The organism is uncultured Sphingomonas sp. (assembly GCF_913776855.1).
In the GTDB taxonomy this organism is placed as follows: Bacteria; Pseudomonadota; Alphaproteobacteria; order Sphingomonadales; family Sphingomonadaceae; genus Sphingomonas.
In genome coordinates this window covers 49791-68319 of sequence record NZ_CAJYQD010000023.1, presented here as the reverse complement: position 1 = coordinate 68319, position 18529 = coordinate 49791, and the positions used below count along the sequence as shown (strand labels likewise).

The window sequence follows — 18529 nt, the reverse complement described above, 5'->3', positions numbered from 1 at the left end:
TCGCCTTGCCCTTTTTCTGCTTGTCCAGCAGTTTGCGCTTGCGGCTGGCGTCGCCGCCATAGCATTTGGCGGTCACGTCCTTGCGCATCGCGCTGATCGTCTCGCGCGCGATCACCTTGCCGCCGATCGCCGCCTGGATCGGAATCTTGAACAGGTGGCGCGGGATCAGTTCCTTCAACCGCTCCACCATGCCGCGCCCGCGCGTCTCGGCGGTGCCGCGGTGGACGATCATCGACAACGCGTCGACCGGCTCCTCGTTCACCAGGATGCTCATCTTCACGAGGTCGCCCTCGCGATAGCCGATCTGTTCGTAATCAAAGCTGGCATAGCCCTTCGACAGCGACTTCAGCCGGTCATAAAAATCGAACACCACTTCGTTCAGCGGCAATTCGTACACCGCCTGCGCGCGCCCGCCGACATAGGTCAGGTTCATCTGGATGCCGCGGCGGTCCTGGCACAGCTTCAATATGCCGCCCAGATATTCGTCGGGGACATAGATCGTCGCCTGGATCCACGGCTCGCTGATCGTCTTGATCTTGTTGACGTCGGGCATGTCGGCCGGGTTGTGCAGGTCGATCTGCGTGACGCCGGCCGGATCGGGATGGGTCAGCTCGATCTGGTACACCACCGACGGCGCCGTCGTGATGAGGTCGAGGTCATATTCGCGCGTCAGCCGCTCCTGGATGATCTCCAGATGCAGCAGCCCCAGGAACCCGCAGCGGAATCCGAAGCCCAGCGCCGCCGAGCTTTCCATCTCGAACGTAAAGCTCGCATCGTTCAACCGCAGCTTGCTGATCGATTCGCGCAGCTTGTCGAAATCGGCGGCATCGACCGGGAACAGGCCGCAGAACACCACCGACTGCACTTCCTTGAACCCGGGCAGCGGTTCGGCGGTCGGGCGCTTGGCATCGGTGATCGTGTCGCCGACCATCGTCTGCGCCACTTCCTTGATCTGCGCGGTGATGAAGCCGATCTCGCCGGGGCCCAGGTCGGGCAGCTGCTCGATCTTCGGCCGGAACGCCCCGACCCGGTCGACCAGATGCGTGGTGTCGGCATTCATGAACTTGATCTGCTGGCCCTTGCGGATCGATCCGTCGATCACCCGGATCAGGATGACGACGCCCAGATACGGGTCGTACCAGCTGTCGACCAGCATCGCCTTCAGCGGCGCGGCCGCATCGCCCTTGGGCGCCGGGATATGCTCGACGATCGCGTCGAGGATCTCATCGATCCCGATCCCCGCCTTTGCCGAGGCAAGCACGGCATGGGCGGTGTCGAGGCCGATCAAATCCTCGATCTCGGTCTTCACCCGTTCCGGTTCGGCGGCGGGCAGATCGATCTTGTTGATGACCGGGATGATCTCATGGTCATGCTCGATCGATTGATAGACGTTGGCCAGCGTCTGCGCCTCGACCCCCTGCGCCGCATCGACCACCAGCAGCGCGCCCTCGCACGCCGCAAGGCTGCGCGACACTTCATAGGCGAAGTCGACATGCCCCGGCGTGTCCATCAGGTTCAGGACATGGCCCTTCCATTCCAGGCGCACGGTCTGCGCCTTGATGGTGATGCCGCGTTCCTTCTCGATATCCATGTTGTCGAGCACCTGCGCCGACATCTCGCGCTCGGCGAGGCCGCCGGTACGCTGGATCAGCCGGTCGGCCAGCGTCGACTTGCCATGGTCGATATGGGCGATGATCGAGAAATTGCGCAGTTTGTCGAGCGGAGTGGCCACGGTCACACATTCGGAAAGAGTAGGATGCAAGCGCCCCTAGCAGCTTCCCCGCCAAAGCCAAACAGGCGGGCATACGAATCCCGCTTGCGGACCCCGAAACCGCCCGCTATAGGCGCGCCTCCAAGCAACGGCATGGCCCGAAACGGCCCGGTCGATACTCCGTCGGGGAGTAGCTCAGCCTGGTAGAGCACTGCCTTCGGGAGGCAGGGGCCGGAGGTTCGAATCCTCTCTCCCCGACCATTGGACGATTGCCGGATCGGCATTCCCCATGATTTGAAGCAATTTGACGCCGTGGCATTGAACGCTCCGGCTCGGCTTTGTGCGTTCCCGCTATTGTGCAATGCAGCATAGCCGCCATATTCCCCGCATGGTATCGATCGATACCGCGAGGAAGGACCCGGAATCATGGCATCGATCCCTACGACGATCGCGAACCTGTCACGGATGCGGGGTGGCGTGCCGGCGCCGGTGCCCGACCGGCTGCACGACATTACCGGCTTCGCGCCCGACCCCGGCAACCTTCGCGTGCGGGTCCATATTCCCGACAACCTGCGGCCCGGCGCTGCGCTGGTCGTGGCGCTGCACGGCTGTACGCAGGATGCAGCGGGCTATGACCACGGCACCGGCTGGTCCACGCTGGCCGACCGCGAGGGGTTCGCCGTGCTGTTCCCCGAACAGCGCCGCGCGAACAATGCCAATCTGTGCTTCAACTGGTTCGAGGCCGCCGACATCGCCCGGCACGGCGGCGAAGCGGAATCGATCGCGGCGATGATCGATCACGTCGTGGCGGCCCATGCCATCGATCCGGCGCGTGTGTTCGTCACCGGTCTTTCGGCGGGCGGCGCGATGACCGCGGTGATGCTGGCGACCTGGCCCGAGAAATTCGCCGCCGGTGCGATCATCGGCGGCCTGCCCTATGGTACCGCGATCGGCGTCCGCGCCGCGCTGGAGCGGATGCGCGGCGCCGCCGCCACCGACGCGCTCGCCATCCCCCCCACCCCGGTCAGCCCGCGCATCGCCATCTGGCACGGCACCGCCGATGCGACCGTCGTCCTCGCCAACAGCGACGCGCTGGTCCACCAATGGCGCGATGTCCACGCCCTGCCCGCCGAACCGCAGCAGCGCGGCCAAGGTCCGAACTGGTCGCACCGCGCATGGTGCGATGCACAGGGTCATGCGCTGGTCGAGGAATGGCGCATCGCCGGCATGGGCCACGGCGTGCCGGTCGATCCGTCGAGCGGCATCGGCGCGGCGGGACCGTTCATGCTCGATGTCGGCCTGTCCAGCACGCTGGAGATCGCGCGCGGCTGGGGGTTGGTCGCCCCTGCGATCGACGCCGACGCATCGCCGCCCGCCCGCCCGGCCCCCGCCGCCCCGGCACCGACCGGAGTGCAGGCGACGATCGAACAGGCGCTGCGTACCGCCGGCCTGATGCGCTGACTTGCCGCGCGGTCGGGCGCGCGGCACACAGTGCCATGCTCGCCCGCCCACCCCGCCCCCGCTCGCGCGCCTCGCGCATCGCCGCCGACGATGCCGGCCGCCGGGGCGAACGCATCGCCGGCTGGTGGCTGCGCCTCAAAGGCTGGCGCATCCTCGGGCGCCGCGTGCGGACGAAAGCCGGCGAAGTCGACCTGATCGCCCGTCGCGGGAACATCGTCGCCTTCGTCGAGGTAAAGACCCGCGCCACCGCCGCCGACCTCGACCACGCCATCGACGAGCGTCGGTTGGCGCGGGTGGCGGCGGCGGCGGAGCTGTTGGCCCCGACCTATGCCGAGGGCTGCGACATACGGATCGACGTCATCCTTCTCGCGCCGAGGACGCCGCCCCGCCATATCGAGAATGCGTGGATCGGGTATTGAGCGATGCGGTGGCGGCTATCGCCCAATTGCGGACATGAGTGGGTCATGCCAACCTGCCTTAATGATGAAGATTACCAGTCTCCCGCTTTGCGCCATCGTAACGACCATGGCGACACCGGTGGCGAGCCGAAGCCCCGCAAAGGGAAAGACGTTGCAGACGGTCAGCGGCTATCTGAATGCGCATTGGGAGTATCCCGGTTTCTTACCCGACCCTCGATCCGGGCTTGATTATATGGGCTTCCAATTGAAAGAGGAAAACTGGCAGCAGGTTTATTTGACGCCTGTGAATGACGCTTACATTCACCATCCCGACCAAACAAAATGCTTCCGCATCATTGGTCGGGGATATCTGGCGCCCCGACAACCGACGTTTATGCAGAACTGGGAAGGGGCTCAGTTCATATTCGTAAAAATCAAAAAGCTGGAGTTAGTGCCTGCCGAAAAGTGTGCGTCCCGCATGAAGACGAATGGCAGCTAACCAGCAAATGCGGACATTGGCAGCGGGTGGGACTTGAACCACACATACTCCCAGCGCTCAGGCTGGCGCACTCTCCCGTTGTGCTACCGCTGCCCAGTCAAGGTAGCGAGCACGGCGTCCGCTTACCATCCGTAGATAGCCGTTCCCGCTTTCCCACAACCGCCGAGCCTGCGACCATCCTCGCCGGCCGCCGTCCAACCCCGCTCTTTGACACCGCCGCATCACCGAAACACGCAACGCGCGCGAAAAGCGCGGCAAGTGTGAACTTAGTGAACTTTGGCCGAATTACCCTCCAAAATCAGGCACTTCCGGCGGAATGGCCGCATTGCGCCAGCGCTCCACCGGCACCGCAACCGGCACGCTCTGCGCGCCCTCCTTGCGCTCCACCCGCTGGATCAGCGTCGCGCCCTGCTGCACCGTGCCGCCGATGGTCGCGCGGGTGCGGACCCAGAAATGGTCCGACTTGAACCGCGTGCCGCCGGGCATCGTCACGTCCTCACGCGACAGGTCGTCCTTCGACAGATAGCCCTGCCGGTTGCGGATCGCGATCAGCCGCGCCGCCTTGTCCGGTTCGAACAGCACCGCCATCAATTCGGGCGTCGCCGCGTTCAGGTTGATCGCGGTATCGCCCGGCAGCGCGGTCACCATCCGCGCCAGCAGCTGCGCTTGGTTCCCCGGCAGGAACACCGCCAGCGGCCGCAAATCCTGCACCGGCCCGCGTTCGCGGATCAGCGCTATGGCCGCAACCGCCTTTTCCTCCTCGATCCCCGCTGCCTTGGCGATGCGCAGGAACAGCAGCTGCGGGATCGGGTCCAGCTCGCGCCGGACCGAATTGACGTTGAAGCGCCCCTCGGCATCGGCAATCGCCAGGTCGAAGCGGCCGCCCTCGATCGCGATGCCGTTCTCGCTGATCGCACCCCACGGTTCACCCGGATAGTCGGCCTCCGGCGACACCCGCGCGTCACGTTGCAGCGCGGAGAGCGCCGAAAGCTCGCCTCCGCGCACGATCGCCAGCGCCCGTGCCGCCTCCCGCGATCGGATCGAGCGGTCGAGCGCCACCTCCTCGCGGTTGATCATCAGCAGGACCAGCCCGCTGGCGATCGCCACGAACATCAGCACATTAACCAGGATCATGCCCTGCTCGCGCTCCGGCACCCGCGCGGTCATGTCGTCTTGGCCGCGATCGGCAGGGTCACGACCCGCCGCAAATTGCCGCCGCCCGGCCCGCCGACCTGCAACTCCACCACCACCGCGCGCGGCCAGTCGAGCGAACGGTCGGGCGCGGGCGGCCAGCTGTCACGCCACCCGCCATCGAAATAGCGCCAGCGCGCCGCGCTCACCTGATCCAGCACCAGCTGCGCGCGGCCGTCGACCACCCGCTGCAACTGCCCTCGGCGACGCGGTACCCGACCCCGATCGGCGGCCCGCCCACGCCCGGCGCGCTCCGCCGGAACCGGACGCCCGCCGCGTCGCCGCCCATCGGCCCCGGCGCGATCTGGTCGAGGTCGGACGAGATCACCACCATCGCGCGCTGCAGGTCGGCGACCCGGTCCAGCCGCGCCTCGGTTCGCCCGTCGACGCCGATCACGCTGTCGACCAGCGCCAGCCCCGCCACCGCGATCAACGCGAACAGCCCCAGCGAGATCATCAGTTCGAGCAGGGTGAAGCCCCCTTCCCCGGCGCGCGCGCGGGTCATGCCCCGCGGCTCTCCGCCACCTTGTCGTACACGCCGTTGGTGGGGACGAGGATCGCGAAGTCGCGCGCGCAGCTGCCGTCCGACCGGAAGCGCACCGGCCCGGTCACGCCGTCGAACCCGGCCTCGCGCAGCACCCCCTCGCGCGTCATCTGGTCGCTGTCGCGCAGCGCCTTGGCGATCAGCGCGGCGTCGTTGCCCAGCGCCGCGATCGCACCGGGCCGACCGCCGTTGCGCGCGGCATAGGCGGTCGCGAAGCTCGCGAACTTCGCCGGATCGGGACTGGCGATCCACGCCCCTTCCAACGCGGTCAACGCATCGGGGCGATAGTCGAGCGTCTGCATCGTCGCCAGCAACTGCATCCCCCGGTTCCGGAGCACCGGCGCGATCGCCACCGCCGAACCGGCCACGAATGCCGCATCACCCTCGACCCCCGGCGGGATCGTCGCGCCGGTCACCGGCACGATGGTCAGCCCAAGATCGGCCTCGCTCGCCCGCGCCGCCGCGACTGATGCCTGCGACCATGGCGTGCCGTCATCGACCGCCACGATCCGCCGCACGCCGCGCGAGCGCGCATAGCCGAGGATCGCCGCCGTCGCCTGTGCCGGGGTGATGCCGAACACGAATGCCGGCCCGCCACGCGCCGCCGCGTCGTTGGTGAGTGCCACGACCGGCACGCTGACCGCCGCCGCCACCGCCCGCGTCTCCGCCGCCGACAGCGGCCCCAGCAGCAGCGCCGCCCCGCGCTTCACCGCCGCGCGCGCCGCGTTCGCCGCCCCCGCCGCCGTCCCGCCGGTATCGAGCACCGCCAGCGCGCCGACGTCGCTTTCGGCAAGCATCGCCGCATTGCGTATGCTAAGGCCCAGCGCCGCGCGGTCTCCGGTCAGCGGAACCAGCAACGCGGCGGAGCGCTTGCTCCGTTTCGCAGCCATCAGGGGGGACGCGACCGATGCCACCGACGACAGCAGCACCGCATCGCGCACCAGTCCAAGCGTCGAGCGCCGCGATCGCATTGTCGAGTCCTTCCCGGTTGCTGGCACGTCGGCGTAGTATCCGCTTCGCAGCACTCGGCATAGCCTCGTTCGCGGTCGCGATGATCGTGACGCTGCCGGCCAGCCTGATCGCGGGCAATACCGACTGGCGCAGCGGCGTGGGCGGCACGGTGTGGAACGGCGAAGTCGGCATTGCGGGGGGCAGCCGCCTCGAATGGCATTTCGCACCGCTCCGCAGCCTGACCAGCCTGGGGTTCGCGGTCGACTGGACCGCGACCGGCGCCGATACCGATCTGGGCGGACAGGCGCTGCTGCGTCCCGGCGGTGTCCGGCTCGACCGGGTGAGCGGATCGGCCGACGCGTCGCTGCTGGCAGCGCTCCAGCCCAACCTGCCCTTTGCCTGCGATTCGACGTGGCAGGTCGACCTGCCCGTGCTGTCGACCTTCGCCGGATCGGCCATGGCCGATGGCCGCATCGCGATCGATCCGGGCAGTTGCGTGACGAAGCCCGGCAACGTCGCCACCCCGACCCCGGCGATGCTGCTGACCGCCGAGCATATCGGTACCCAGACCCGCGTGCGGCTGGTTCCTGCCGATCAGCGGCGCAAGACGCTGATGGACGCGACGATCAACGAGGACGGGACGCTGCGCTTCGCGCTGACGGGGGACGGCGCGGCGACGCTGCCATTTGCGGGCATTCCGGCGGGGGCCAGCGTACAGGGCAGTTTCTGACAAGGTACCGCTACCAGTCGTCACGGGGGTTGGCGCGACCGGCGCTACGCGATAGCCCCTTGCCATGAACAACCGTCCAGCCTCCGCCACGCCCGACCGCGCCGCCCGCCTCAAGGCGATCATCGGTGGGTCCACCGGCAACCTGGTCGAGTGGTTCGACTGGTATGTCTATGCGGCCTTCTCGCTCTATTTCGCGCCGCATTTCTTTCCCAGCACCGACCGGACGGCACAGCTGCTCGGTACCGCGGCGGTCTTCGCGGTCGGGTTCATCATGCGGCCGATCGGCGCGTGGATCATGGGCATCTATGCCGACCGCCATGGGCGCAAGGCCGGGCTGTCGATCTCGGTCACGCTGATGTGCGCCGGATCGCTGATGATCGCGTTGACGCCAGGGTTCGAAACGATCGGCATCGCCGCCCCGATCCTGCTGACGATCGCCCGGCTGATGCAGGGGCTGTCGGTCGGCGGCGAATATGGCGCCAGCGCGACCTATCTGTCGGAAATGGCGGGCAAGGACCGGCGCGGCTTCTTCTCGTCCTTCCAATATGTCACGCTGATTTCGGGACAGCTGCTCGCGATCCTCGTCCTGCTCGTGCTGCAATCGACGATGAGCGAAGGGCAGCTCGACGCATGGGGCTGGCGCATTCCGTTCGCCATCGGCGCGGTGCTGGCGGTGGTCGTGTTCTGGATCCGGCGCGGCCTGGCCGAAAGCCACAGCTTCACCAATGCCAAGGCGGCGGGCGCGCCCAAATCGGGCTTTCTCGAGCTGCTGACCCAGCATCCGAAGGAAACCGCCGTCGTCATGCTGCTGACGGCGGGTGGCACGCTCGCCTTCTACGCTTACTCAATCTACATGCAGAAATTCCTGGTCAACACGTCCGGGTTCAGCCGCGAAGTCGCCAGCCAGATCAACGGCGTAACGCTGTTCGTCTTCATGCTGCTGCAACCGGTCGCCGGTGCGCTCAGCGACCGGATCGGGCGCAAGCCATTGATGATCGCGTTCGGCCTGGCAGGCGTGCTGTTCACCTATCCGATCTTCTCCACCCTCGAGACGACGCGCGATCCGATTACCGCCGGGCTGCTGGTGATGGGCGCGCTGGTGATCGTCACCGGCTATACCTCGATCAACGCGGTGGTGAAGGCCGAGCTGTTCCCGGCGCATATCCGTGCGCTGGGCGTGGCGCTGCCCTATGCGCTGGCCAACACCCTGTTCGGCGGCACGGCGGAGGTCGTCGCGCTGAAGTTCAAGGACGCGGGCTTCGAACGCGGCTTCTACTGGTATGTGACGGCGATGATCGCCGTTTCGCTGGTCGTGTACCTGCGGATGCGCGATACGCGGACGCACAGCCAGATCATGGAGGATTGAGGGCGCGCGTCCGCCTCGGTTCGGCGCAGCCCCTAATCCTAATCGTCGGGCGGAACGTCATCCGGCCAGAACTCCGGTTCCGGGTCCGCCGCTGCCGCCACAACCGCCGGTAACGTCGGCACCGCCCCGTCGAACGCCACCCGGATCGCCGCGCCCATTGGCGTCGCCTGCTGGAACACCGCCGCCGCTTCACGCCCCTGCCGCAGCATCGCCCCGATCCAAGCTGCCCGGTCGGCGGTGAGATACCCGATCTGCACCCCGCGCGCGCTCAGCACCATCACCGCATTCGGATCGACCGGGTTGCGCGGTTCGGGCACCAGCGCCACCGTCTCGCCCGGTGTGCACAGCAAAATCTCGAACCGGCGATTGCCGCCGCCCTTATTGGGGAAGTCGGCGCCGACCACATGCAGGCTCAACTCACGCAAGGCCCACCTCCTGTCGGAACCCCGCTGTCAGGCTGCGAAAGGTGATCGACCAGCGCGTCGCGTCCATCGGTGCGATGCCATGTTCCCAATCCCACCGCGCCGCACCGGTCAGATGATACGCATCCCCCGCGCGCAGATCCTGCGCGAACCGGTCGAACCCGTCCGCGTTCCGCCGTCGAAAGCGTAACGTCGCCGGCGCGCCGATCGACAGGCCGACGACATGCTCGAACACCGGCCGGTCGCGATGCCAGCCGATCCCCGCCCCCGGATCGTAGCGGGTCAGCAATGCCTGGACGAGCGCGTCGGGCGGCACGCCCGCGACGCCCGCCGCCACGTCGCGCACCGCCAACAGCCAGTCGGGCATCGGCTCAGCCCGTCCGACCCGCCCCGCTTCGAAATCATAATGCCAGCCATAGGAAGCGGTCAGCCTGAGGCCGGTCCATTGCTGAAACCGGAACGGGGTCAGCGGCGCGGCATCGATCGCATCGGCAAGACCGACCAGTTCGTCGGCCGGCAGCACGCCCGGCCGATGGGTCAGTCCGGTCAGGGCCGGTTCGGGGGCGAACAGGTCAAGTTGCGACATCATGGGAACGCAACATGGGTCGGCGGCGTCTCTCCATCAACAAGCGGCGACGATCACGATCGCCCATGAAAACGGGGACAGCTTCATGCCACAGCATAGCGCGGGCATCCTGCTATATCGTCGCACGCCCAGCCCGGCGGTGCTGCTCGTCCATCCCGGCGGTCCCTATTGGGCGCGGCGGCAGGTCGGCGCGTGGCAGATTCCCAAGGGCCATGTCGAACCGGACGAAGCCGTCGAGGACGCCGCCCGCCGCGAGGTCGCGGAGGAACTGGGCGTGGCGGTCGTCGCCCCGCTCGCGCCGCTGGGCACGGTGCGACAGGCGGGCGGGAAATCGGTATCGGCCTTCGCCGCCGAACAGGATGTCGACACCCATGCCATCACCAGCATGACGTTCGAACTGGAATGGCCCCCGCGCAGCGGCCGCCGCCGCAGCTTTCCCGAAGTCGATGCCGCGCGCTGGATGCCGGTCGCCGAAGCGCGGACGATGATGCTGAAAAGCCAGTTGCCGCTGCTCGACCGGATCGCCCCGTTGCTTGGGTAGGCCCCCCCCACGCCGCCCCCCGTTCGGTTCGAGCAGGTTCGAGCTTGTCGAGAAGCGTCCGTCGAGAACCCGGTCGCTCGGGGCACCCCCTTCTCGACTACGGTTCTCGACAAGCTCGAACCTGCGCTCGAAGCAAACGGGCGGCGTGGGTGAAAAAAGTTGGAACAGAGAGGAAGGGCGGAGAGCAATTCTGGCGCGCGCGGGTGACAAACGGTGAACGGCAATGAAACAGTTCGAACGCGCGCCCGCCCTGCCCGTCATTCCCGCAAAGGCGGGAATCCAAACACGCCTCCGTCTCGACAAACCCGCAACAACAGCGCCAACCGAATCCCGCCTCGACGGGAGTGACGCGCATGGCCCCCACCCGTCATCCCGGCGAAAGCCGGGATCCACTGACACGGGGCGGTCGCGGTTCCATCGAAACCGCCCGACACAATGGCTCCCGACCTCCGCCGGAACGACGAAGCCTAAAGAACCCTCACCGCCACCGGCACGTCCGCCGCCCGCGTCAGCCGGTTCCTGAGCGGCAGCGTGAACGGCGCCGCTTCGATCTCGAACACATCGCCTTCTTCCGTCCGCACCCCGTCCGAAAACGACAGCGTCGCCGTGCCAAAGAAATGGACGTGGATATCCCCCGGCCGCCGGAACAGCGGATATTTGAAGTGGTGATGCTCCAAGTTGCCCAAGCTGTGCGACATGTTCGCCTCACCCGACAGGAACGGCTTTTCCCAGATCGTCGCGCCATCCCGCACGATCCGGCTGCTCCCCTCGATATGATCGGGCGCGGCGCCGACCAGCAGCTCCGGACCGAGCGCCGCCTGCCGCAGCTTGCTGTGCGCCAGCCACAGATAATTGTGCCGTTCGGTCACATGGTCCGAAAACTCGTTGGCGAGCGCGAGGCCGATGCGATGCGGCGTACCGTCGGGACCGATCAGGTAGATGCCCGCCAGCTCCGGTTCCTCGCCGCCGTCCTGCGCGAAATGCGGCATGGTGAAATCGCCGCCCGGCGCCACCAGCTGCGTGCCGTCGCCCTTGAAGAACCATTCGGGCTGCTGCCCGACTTCGCCCGCCGCCGGCTTGCCGCCCTCGACCCCCTCCAGGAACATCCGCATCGAATCGGTCTGGGTCGCGGCTTCGGCGGCAGCGCGGTGCATCTTGTCGCGCCCCTCGGCCGAACCGAGATGGGTCAGGCCCGTGCCGGTCAGGATGACGTGCGCCGCATCGTCATGGTCGATCGGCGATCCGATCGCGCCTGACTCCAGCAGCGCAACGACATCGACCGCTTCACCCTGCCCCAGTGCTGCGACCGTATCAGCGATGCTCTGGCCGGCCTCGATCGCACGCAGCGCCAGCGCGCGGACGCTGTCGACGCCCGGTACGATGTGCGCACCGGCGTCGGTCGCGGCGATCACGGCGCGCGCTGGAACGACGCGCTGCAACAGACGAAGGGTCATCGGAGTTTCCTTAATTGAAGACGTCGGTGTCGGGCGGCACGTCGGCGATCGGGTTGGTCACCTTCGACCCCCACAGCGCATAGAACAGGATGTAGAGTTCACACGCAGCGGTCAGCAGGAACGACCATTGCAGGCCGTATTTGTCGGCCAGCCAGCCCTGCACCACTACCAGCGCACCGCCGGCGATCGCCATGATCAGCAACCCCGAGCCTTCCTCGGTCAGCGGCCCCAGCCCCTTGATGCCCAGCGTGAAGATCGTCGGGAACATGATCGAATGGAACAGCCCGACCAGTATCAGCGACCACATCGCCGCCGGCCCGTGGAGGAACGTCGCGCCGAGCATCACGACGAATGCACCGATCGAGAAGAACGCCAGCACCTTGCCCGCGTCCACCTTCTGCATCACGAAGCTGCCGACGAAGCGGCCGACCATCATCCCGCCCCACAGCAGCGTCAGATACCGCCCGGCCAGTTCGTTGGTCACGTTGGCGATATCGGGCTGGCTGACGAAGTTCACGAACAGGTTGGCGACGCCGATCTCTGCGATCAGGTAGATGAAGATCGCCGGCACGCCGAACACCAGGTTGCGGTGGTTCCACAGCGAATGCTTCTTGCGCTCTTCCTTCGCGACGCGGCTGGTCGCCGATCCCATGGCGGGCAGCGGAAAGCGGGCGATGATGACCGCCAGCACGACCAGCACGACCGCGACCAGCACATAGGGCAGGATCACCGACTGCGCATCGGCCAGCCGTTCGGCCTGCGTCAGTACCGTGCCCGCCTCCGACGTGCCGCCCTTCGACCGGCCAAGGATCAGATACGCCCCGAACAGCGGCGCCAGCATCGTGCCGGCCGAATTCATCGCCTGCACCAGATTGAGCCGCGACGACGCGGTGTCGGAAGGACCGATCACCGCGACATAGGGGTTGGCCGCCACCTGCAGCAACGTAATGCCGCTGGCGATGACGAACAGCATGACCAGCGTGACGCCGTACGACGGCAGGCTGGCGGCCAGCACCATGCCCAGCGCCCCCGCCGCCATCACCAGCAGCCCGATGACCAGCGACTTCTGATACCCGATCCGCTCGATCAGCTTCGCCGAAGGGATCGACGCAAAGAAATAGGCGATGAACCACACACTCTCGATCAGCGTGGTCTGGGTATAGTTCAGGTCGAACACGCTGCGCAGGTGCGGCAACAGCGTGTTGTTGATGACGGTGATGAACCCCCACATGAAGAAGAGGCTGGCCAGCAGCGTCAGCGCGGGCGCGTAGCTCGCACCGGCGGGGGCGGACGTGCCCCCCACCGGGCGCGCGGAAATCGGGGCCGGCATCCTCGTCTTCTCCCTCTTGAGCGGCGTGGCGGGACGGTTTGTTCCGTCGCATCGCTTGCCCTATTCGATTTTGTCTGACTATATGCGGTAACGCATGGCGTCAACGGCGGCATGGGGACGAAAGCGGGGGAGCGGTTCGGGATGCCGAACCCTGCCAGCGCGCGCCCTTCACCGCCCTGACCGTCCCTGCCCACAGCCTCTCTGGTGAACCGGAACTTCGATGACCGACATGCCCCCCCTGCGCAGCCGCGCGTGGTTCGACAATCCCGACAATATCGACATGACGGCATTGTATATCGAACGGTATCTGAACTTCGGGCTGAGCCAGGAAGAGCTGCAATCGGGCAAGCCGATCATCGGCATCGCCCAGACCGGCAGCGACCTGTCGCCCTGCAACCGTCACCACCTCGTGCTGGCCGAACGGCTGCGCGAGGGGATTCGCGAAGCGGGCGGCATCGTGCTGGAATTTCCAGTCCACCCGATCCAGGAAACCGGCAAGCGCCCGACCGCCGGCCTCGACCGCAACCTCGCCTATCTGGGGCTGGTCGAGGTGCTGTATGGCTATCCGCTGGACGGCGTGGTGCTGACGATCGGTTGCGACAAGACCACGCCCGCCTGCCTGATGGCCGCCGCGACCGTCAACATCCCCGCCATCGCCCTGTCGGTCGGCCCGATGCTGAACGGCTGGCACAAGGGCGAGCGGACCGGTTCGGGCACCATCGTGTGGAAGGCGCGCCAGATGCTGGCGGCCGGAGAGATCGACAACAAGGAATTCATCCGCCTCGTCTCGTCGTCGGCGCCCTCGACCGGCTATTGCAACACCATGGGCACGGCGACGACGATGAACTCGCTGGCCGAGGCGCTGGGGATGCAGCTGCCCGGATCGGCGGCGATCCCCGCCCCGTATCGCGACCGACAGGAGATCGCGTACCGCACGGGTCTCCGCATCGTCGACATGGTACGTGAGGATTTGAAGCCCTCCGATATTCTCACGAAGGACGCGTTCCACAACGCGATCAAGGTCAATTCGGCGATCGGCGGATCGACCAACGCCCCGATCCACCTCGCCGCCATCGCCCGCCATATCGGCGTCGACCTGCCGATCGAGGATTGGCAGGAACAGGGGCACAAGGTCCCGCTGCTGGTGAACCTGCAACCCGCCGGCGAATATCTGGGCGAGGATTATTATCGCGCCGGCGGCGTGCCCGCCGTCGTGAAGGAACTGATGGGCGCCGGCCTGATCGCCGAAGACGCGCTGACCGTGAACGGCAAGTCGATCGGCGACAATTGCCGCGACGCGACGATCGAGGATGAAAAGGTCATCCGTCCGTTCGGCCAGCCGCTGAAGGAAGAAGCCGGCTTCATCGTCCTGAAGGGCAATCTGTTCGACGCGGCGGTGATGAAGACCAGCGTGATCGGCCCCGAATTTCGCGAGCGCTACCTGTCCAACCCCAACGATCCGGAAGCGTTCGAAGGGCCGGCGGTCGTGTTCGACGGGCCGGAGGACTATCACCACCGCATCGACGATCCCGCACTCGGCATCACCCCGGAAACGCTGATGTTCATGCGCGGCGCCGGGCCGATCGGCTATCCGGGTGCGGCCGAGGTCGTGAACATGCGCCCGCCGGCCTACCTCATCACCGAGGGCGTCAGCGCGCTGCCCTGCATCGGCGACGGCCGCCAGTCGGGCACGTCCGGCTCGCCCTCGATCCTGAACGCCTCGCCCGAAGCGGCGGCGGGCGGCGGCCTCGCGCTGCTGCGCACCGGCGACCGGGTGCGCATCGACTTGGGCAAAGGCCGCGCCGACGTGCTGCTGTCGGACGAGGAACTGGCCGGGCGTCGGCAGGAACTGGAAGCCGCCGGGGGATACCAGTATCCGGCGTCGCAGACCCCGTGGCAGGCGATCCAGCGTTCGGTCGTCGGCCAGATGTCGACCGGCGCGATCCTCGAAGGCTCCGAAGCGTTCCAGCAGATCGCCCAGACGCGAGGGTTGCCACGCGACAACCATTGAGGGTTTGGGAGGGGGGCGCGCGACTCCCTCCTCCCCCCTTACCCACACCGTTTGCTTCGAGCGCAGGTTCGAGCTTGTCGAGAACCGAAGTCGAGAAGGGGTTGCCCCAAAAAGGCCGTTCTCGACGGACGCTTCTCGACAGGCTCGAAGCTGCTCGAACCGAACGGGGTGAGATGGAAGGTAGAACACCCCCGCCTTGCCAACGTAACATCCCCCCGCCACACTCCCGCCAAACAACGGGGGGATGCGCGATGAAACCGAACTGGCTGCTGCTGGCGAGCCTCCTCGCTCCCCTGCCCGCGCTGGCGCAGGACGCCAGCACCCCCGCCGCCATCGCGCCATCGGCACAGGGCGACGTGTCGGTCACCATCTACAATGGCGACGTCGCGCTGGTGCAGGACATCCGCCCGCTCGACCTTCGCTCCGGCACCGTACGACAGGACTTTCCCGACGTCAGCGCGCAGATTCGCCCCGAAACCGTCTCGCTCGCGGTCCCCGATGCGCGGATCGTCGAACAGAATTTCGACTTCGACCTGCTGTCCCCCTCCAGCCTGATGGAAAAGGCGGTGGGGGAAACCATCACCCTGCTGCGCACCAACCCCGCGACCGGCGCGGAAACGCGCGAACGGGCAACGGTGCTGGCGGTGAACGGCGGCGTCGTCTTACAGATCGGCGACCGGATCGAGGTGCTGCGCGACGACGGCCTGCCGGTGCGCGCGATCTTTGACAAGGTGCCGCCGTCGCTGCGCGCCCGCCCCACCCTGTCGGTCACGCTCGACAGCAGCCGCAGCGGCACCCGCCCGGCAACCCTCTCCTATCTCAGCCGGGGACTGGGCTGGAAAGCCGATTATGTCGCACTGCTCGACCGCAAGAGCGGCACGATCGACGTGCAGGGCTGGGTGACGCTGACCAACACCACCGGCACGACCTTCACCAACGCGCGCACGCTGCTGGTCGCGGGGGACGTCGGGTCGAACGACGACGACCAGCAGATCTATCGTCCGAACCGCCCACGGCGTCAGCCGGTGATGCAGCCCGGCACCGAAACCGCGAACCGCGAACAGCTGGGCGATTTCTACCTCTATCCGCTGCCCGAACGCACAACGATCGCCGACAAGCAGACCAAGCAGGTCAGCTTCCTCGACGTGAAGGGTGCGACCGCGACCACCGGCTATCGCTTCGTCAACGGCTGGCTGGGCACCACGCAGCAGCCCGCCAGCGCACAGAGCATCGTCCGCTTCAGCAATGCGGCCAAGGGCGGCCTTGGTGACGCGCTGCCGGCCGGCACGATCCGCGTCTATATGCGCGATGCGCGCGGCCAGCCGCAATTCACCGGCGAAGCGGCGATCGACCACACCCCGCAGGGTTCGAAGATCGCGCTCGCCACCGGCGACGCGTTCGACGTGAAGGTCCGCGCCGTCGTCGAAAGCCGCACGCGCATCAACGCCAGCCGCTGGCAGACGAAGATGCGCTATACGGTGACCAACGCGACGCCGGGCGCGGTCACGGTCGAACTGACGCAGGGCGGGCTGGACTGGAGCGACAGCCGCATCCCCGAACAGAGCCGCCCGAGCGAGCGGGTCGATGCCGGACAGGCGGTGTGGCAGGTGCCGGTCCCGGCCAACGGATCGGCCACCGTCACCGCGACGTTCGACACGCGCTACTGATGCGTGCGTGCCGGGACGTGCCGTCCCACGCATCCACGCCGCACCCCCGCGCAGGCGGGGGTCCAGGACCAGGCGCGCCGACGTCGGTCTTCAACAACCCTGGCCCCCCGCCTGCGCGGGGGTACGGCCGTCGCGGCGCAGCTACGCTTGCTCTTGCCGCCCTGCTGGCAACCCACGCGCCGCTGTCCGCCCGCAACCCGGCACCCACCGTCACCTCCCCCGCCCCGCAAGCCGTCGCCGTCACCCTCTACCGCGCCCCCTATCGCTCCCCCCGCGACGCGATGAACCTGCGCTCGCTGCAAGGCTATGCGCTGGTCACCGAAACCCGCCGGGTGACGTTACCCAAGGGTCGTGCGGTGCTGCGCTTCGAAGGGGTCGCCGGGGGCATCATCCCGGTCAGCGCGGTGGTCGAAGGCCTGCCCGGCGGCACGGTCGAGAAAAACCGCGACGCACGCGTCCTGTCGCCGGCGGCGCTGGTTGACGGCACGCTCGGCAACCGCGTGACGCTGCGCCGCACCGACCGAACCAGCGGCGTGGTACGCGAGGAGGAAGCGACGATCCTGTCCGGCCCGACCGGCGGCGTGGTCGTCCGGACCCCGGACGGCGTGGAGGCGCTGGGCTGTGCCGGTCTGGCCGACAGCCTGAAATATGCCCGCATCCCCGCCGACCTCGCCGCCAAACCGGTGTTGAGCGTCACCACCGACAGCCCGTCGCGCCGCACCGTCACCGTCCGTTTGTCCTACCTCGCCACCGGGTTCGACTGGTCGGCCAGCTATGTCGGCACGCTGGACGGCGACCGGCTCGACCTGTTCGCCTGGACCACGCTCGCCAACGGCAATGCGGAAGGGTTCGCAGATGCCGAGGTACAGGTCGTCGCCGGCCGGCTGAACCGCGAATGGGTGGAGCAGGTCGACGCGGCGGCCGGCCGCCTGCAACTGCGCTGCTATCCGCTCGGCACGACGACCTCCGATCTGCGGTTGCGACAGTTCGAGGCGGCGGAAGAAATCGTCGTTACCGGATCGCGTCTTCAGCGGATGGCACCTCCGGCGGTCATGATGGCAGCCCCGCCAGCCCCACCCGCTCCCCCGGCCCCGCCGCCACCGCCCGAAAATCTGGGCGACGTAAAGCTCTACCGCATTCCCGGCCGCACGACCGTCGCGGCCAAGGGGCAGAAGCAGGTCGCGCTGCTGCGGCAGGACGGGGTTGCCTATACCCGCATCTATCGCGTGCGCGTGGGGCTGGCCCAACCGATCGATGCCGCCCCGCTCGGCATCGTGCTGCGGGTGAAGAACACGAAGGCCGACGGCCTCGGCATCCCGCTGCCCGCCGGGACGACTGCACTCTATGCCCCGCGCGACGGTACGAATCTGCTGGTCGGCACCGGCACGATGACCGATCGCGCGGAGGGCGAAACGCTGCTGATCGCTGCCGGCACCAGCCCACAGGTGCTGGTGACCCAGCAGCGGCTCGACGGTAACGCTGCCCGGCTGACCCTCACCAACGCCCGCGCCGAGCCCGCCGATGTCGAGATACCGATCGGCTTTCCCGGTGCGCAGGTAAAGGCGGCGGGGCTGGAGCGGATCGACGGCATCCCGACCTGGCGGGTGACGATCGCGCCGGGCGACACCGCGACGCTCGACTATCGCTACTGACGTCCGCCCATTACT

At 67.4% G+C, this 18529-nt stretch carries 18 protein-coding genes and 2 tRNA genes; 10 read left to right on the top strand and 10 right to left on the bottom strand.

Going from position 1 to position 18529, the window contains the following annotated elements; all coding sequences use genetic code 11:
* The coding region (gene lepA / locus QZ755_RS06355; protein WP_294320864.1) for a translation elongation factor 4 at positions 1–1732 on the bottom strand (1732 nt) is incomplete at its 3' end.
* A gap of 163 nt (positions 1733–1895) precedes the next feature.
* On the opposite strand from lepA, the gene QZ755_RS06350 reads away from it, so the two are divergent.
* The 4 genes from QZ755_RS06350 to QZ755_RS06335 all read left to right on the top strand — a co-directional run bounded on the left by QZ755_RS06350 (position 1896) and on the right by QZ755_RS06335 (position 4069).
* Positions 1896–1972, top strand: a tRNA-Pro gene (locus QZ755_RS06350).
* A gap of 165 nt (positions 1973–2137) precedes the next feature.
* On the top strand, positions 2138–3172 hold the full coding sequence (locus tag QZ755_RS06345; RefSeq protein ID WP_294320861.1) for a PHB depolymerase family esterase: 1035 nt from the start codon (positions 2138–2140) through the stop codon (positions 3170–3172).
* Between the two features lie 35 nt (positions 3173–3207).
* Entirely contained in the window at positions 3208–3591 is a 384-nt protein-coding gene (locus QZ755_RS06340) for a YraN family protein (protein ID WP_294320858.1), read from the top strand.
* A gap of 61 nt (positions 3592–3652) precedes the next feature.
* Complete coding sequence (locus tag QZ755_RS06335; RefSeq protein WP_294320855.1) at positions 3653–4069, top strand: hypothetical protein; 417 nt, start codon at positions 3653–3655, stop codon at positions 4067–4069.
* An 18-nt stretch (positions 4070–4087) separates the two neighbouring features.
* On the opposite strand, the gene QZ755_RS06330 is transcribed toward QZ755_RS06335, so the two are convergent.
* The 5 genes from QZ755_RS06330 to QZ755_RS06310 all read right to left on the bottom strand — a co-directional run bounded on the left by QZ755_RS06330 (position 4088) and on the right by QZ755_RS06310 (position 6775).
* Positions 4088–4162: transfer RNA gene (locus tag QZ755_RS06330), tRNA-OTHER, on the bottom strand.
* 192 nt (positions 4163–4354) lie between these two features.
* Complete coding sequence (locus QZ755_RS06325) at positions 4355–5236, bottom strand: type II secretion system protein GspK (protein WP_294320851.1); 882 nt, start codon at positions 5234–5236, stop codon at positions 4355–4357.
* Positions 5233–5445 carry a type II secretion system protein GspJ gene (locus QZ755_RS06320; protein WP_294320848.1) on the bottom strand — a complete coding sequence of 71 codons (213 nt, stop codon included), beginning with the start codon at positions 5443–5445 and terminating at the stop codon, positions 5233–5235. The genes QZ755_RS06325 and QZ755_RS06320 overlap by 4 nt, the downstream gene beginning before the upstream one ends.
* Positions 5406–5765 (bottom strand): prepilin-type N-terminal cleavage/methylation domain-containing protein, encoded by a 360-nt coding sequence (locus QZ755_RS06315; protein WP_294320846.1) that lies wholly within the window; start codon positions 5763–5765, stop codon positions 5406–5408. Before QZ755_RS06315 ends, QZ755_RS06320 begins: the two co-directional genes overlap by 40 nt.
* Entirely contained in the window at positions 5762–6775 is a 1014-nt protein-coding gene (locus QZ755_RS06310; RefSeq protein ID WP_294320843.1) for an ABC transporter substrate-binding protein, read from the bottom strand. The genes QZ755_RS06315 and QZ755_RS06310 overlap by 4 nt, the downstream gene beginning before the upstream one ends.
* Before the next feature lie 80 nt (positions 6776–6855).
* Here QZ755_RS06310 and gspN point away from each other — a divergent pair, with 80 nt between their 5' ends.
* On the top strand, positions 6856–7485 hold the full coding sequence (gspN, locus tag QZ755_RS06305) for a type II secretion system protein N (protein ID WP_294320842.1): 630 nt from the start codon (positions 6856–6858) through the stop codon (positions 7483–7485).
* Positions 7486–7549: 64 nt separating this feature from the next.
* On the top strand, positions 7550–8851 hold the full coding sequence (locus tag QZ755_RS06300; RefSeq protein WP_294320840.1) for an MFS transporter: 1302 nt from the start codon (positions 7550–7552) through the stop codon (positions 8849–8851).
* Between the two features lie 38 nt (positions 8852–8889).
* Here QZ755_RS06300 and QZ755_RS06295 read toward each other — a convergent pair whose 3' ends face one another.
* Both QZ755_RS06295 and QZ755_RS06290 read right to left on the bottom strand, forming a co-directional pair.
* Entirely contained in the window at positions 8890–9276 is a 387-nt protein-coding gene (locus QZ755_RS06295; protein ID WP_294320838.1) for an HIRAN domain-containing protein, read from the bottom strand.
* On the bottom strand, positions 9269–9862 hold the full coding sequence (locus tag QZ755_RS06290) for an alpha-ketoglutarate-dependent dioxygenase AlkB (RefSeq protein WP_294320834.1): 594 nt from the start codon (positions 9860–9862) through the stop codon (positions 9269–9271). The genes QZ755_RS06295 and QZ755_RS06290 overlap by 8 nt, the downstream gene beginning before the upstream one ends.
* 82 nt (positions 9863–9944) lie before the next feature.
* On the opposite strand from QZ755_RS06290, the gene QZ755_RS06285 reads away from it, so the two are divergent.
* Complete coding sequence (locus QZ755_RS06285; protein ID WP_294320831.1) at positions 9945–10400, top strand: NUDIX domain-containing protein; 456 nt, start codon at positions 9945–9947, stop codon at positions 10398–10400.
* Positions 10401–10867: 467 nt separating this feature from the next.
* Here the strand turns inward: QZ755_RS06285 and araD1 are convergent, their stop codons facing one another.
* Both araD1 and QZ755_RS06275 read right to left on the bottom strand, forming a co-directional pair.
* Entirely contained in the window at positions 10868–11854 is a 987-nt protein-coding gene (araD1, locus tag QZ755_RS06280) for an AraD1 family protein (RefSeq protein ID WP_294320828.1), read from the bottom strand.
* Positions 11855–11864: 10 nt separating this feature from the next.
* Positions 11865–13184, bottom strand: a complete 1320-nt coding sequence (locus QZ755_RS06275; RefSeq protein ID WP_294320826.1) for a sugar MFS transporter — start codon at positions 13182–13184, stop codon at positions 11865–11867.
* 220 nt (positions 13185–13404) lie between these two features.
* Between QZ755_RS06275 and QZ755_RS06270 the strand changes: the two genes are divergently transcribed.
* From QZ755_RS06270 to QZ755_RS06260, 3 genes are all read left to right on the top strand, one after another.
* On the top strand, positions 13405–15195 hold the full coding sequence (locus QZ755_RS06270; RefSeq protein WP_294320823.1) for an IlvD/Edd family dehydratase: 1791 nt from the start codon (positions 13405–13407) through the stop codon (positions 15193–15195).
* Between the two features lie 251 nt (positions 15196–15446).
* Positions 15447–16862: a DUF4139 domain-containing protein gene (locus tag QZ755_RS06265; RefSeq protein WP_294320821.1), complete on the top strand. Its 1416-nt coding sequence runs from the start codon at positions 15447–15449 to the stop codon at positions 16860–16862.
* Positions 16863–17143: 281 nt separating this feature from the next.
* The gene (locus QZ755_RS06260) at positions 17144–18514 is read left to right on the top strand and encodes a hypothetical protein (RefSeq protein WP_294320820.1); all 1371 of its coding nucleotides are present in this window, start codon (positions 17144–17146) and stop codon (positions 18512–18514) included.
* Positions 18515–18529 lie beyond the last annotated feature (15 nt).

Excerpts from the sequence above, each read along its gene's own strand:
- QZ755_RS06325 (WP_294320851.1), bottom strand. The coding sequence starts at position 5,236 with ATGACCGCGCGGGTGCCGGAGCGCGAGCAGGGCATGATCCTGGTTAAT.
- QZ755_RS06335 (WP_294320855.1), top strand. The coding sequence starts at position 3,653 with ATGATGAAGATTACCAGTCTCCCGCTTTGCGCCATCGTAACGACCATG.
- QZ755_RS06300 (WP_294320840.1), top strand. The coding sequence starts at position 7,550 with ATGAACAACCGTCCAGCCTCCGCCACGCCCGACCGCGCCGCCCGCCTC.
- QZ755_RS06285 (WP_294320831.1), top strand. The coding sequence starts at position 9,945 with ATGCCACAGCATAGCGCGGGCATCCTGCTATATCGTCGCACGCCCAGC.
- QZ755_RS06310 (WP_294320843.1), bottom strand. The coding sequence starts at position 6,775 with ATGCGATCGCGGCGCTCGACGCTTGGACTGGTGCGCGATGCGGTGCTG.
- QZ755_RS06290 (WP_294320834.1), bottom strand. The coding sequence starts at position 9,862 with ATGATGTCGCAACTTGACCTGTTCGCCCCCGAACCGGCCCTGACCGGA.
- QZ755_RS06340 (WP_294320858.1), top strand. The coding sequence starts at position 3,208 with ATGCTCGCCCGCCCACCCCGCCCCCGCTCGCGCGCCTCGCGCATCGCC.
- QZ755_RS06275 (WP_294320826.1), bottom strand. The coding sequence starts at position 13,184 with ATGCCGGCCCCGATTTCCGCGCGCCCGGTGGGGGGCACGTCCGCCCCC.
- araD1 (WP_294320828.1), bottom strand. The coding sequence starts at position 11,854 with ATGACCCTTCGTCTGTTGCAGCGCGTCGTTCCAGCGCGCGCCGTGATC.
- QZ755_RS06315 (WP_294320846.1), bottom strand. The coding sequence starts at position 5,765 with ATGACCCGCGCGCGCGCCGGGGAAGGGGGCTTCACCCTGCTCGAACTG.
- gspN (WP_294320842.1), top strand. The coding sequence starts at position 6,856 with ATGATCGTGACGCTGCCGGCCAGCCTGATCGCGGGCAATACCGACTGG.
- QZ755_RS06345 (WP_294320861.1), top strand. The coding sequence starts at position 2,138 with ATGGCATCGATCCCTACGACGATCGCGAACCTGTCACGGATGCGGGGT.
- QZ755_RS06270 (WP_294320823.1), top strand. The coding sequence starts at position 13,405 with ATGACCGACATGCCCCCCCTGCGCAGCCGCGCGTGGTTCGACAATCCC.
- QZ755_RS06260 (WP_294320820.1), top strand. The coding sequence starts at position 17,144 with ATGAACCTGCGCTCGCTGCAAGGCTATGCGCTGGTCACCGAAACCCGC.
- QZ755_RS06265 (WP_294320821.1), top strand. The coding sequence starts at position 15,447 with ATGAAACCGAACTGGCTGCTGCTGGCGAGCCTCCTCGCTCCCCTGCCC.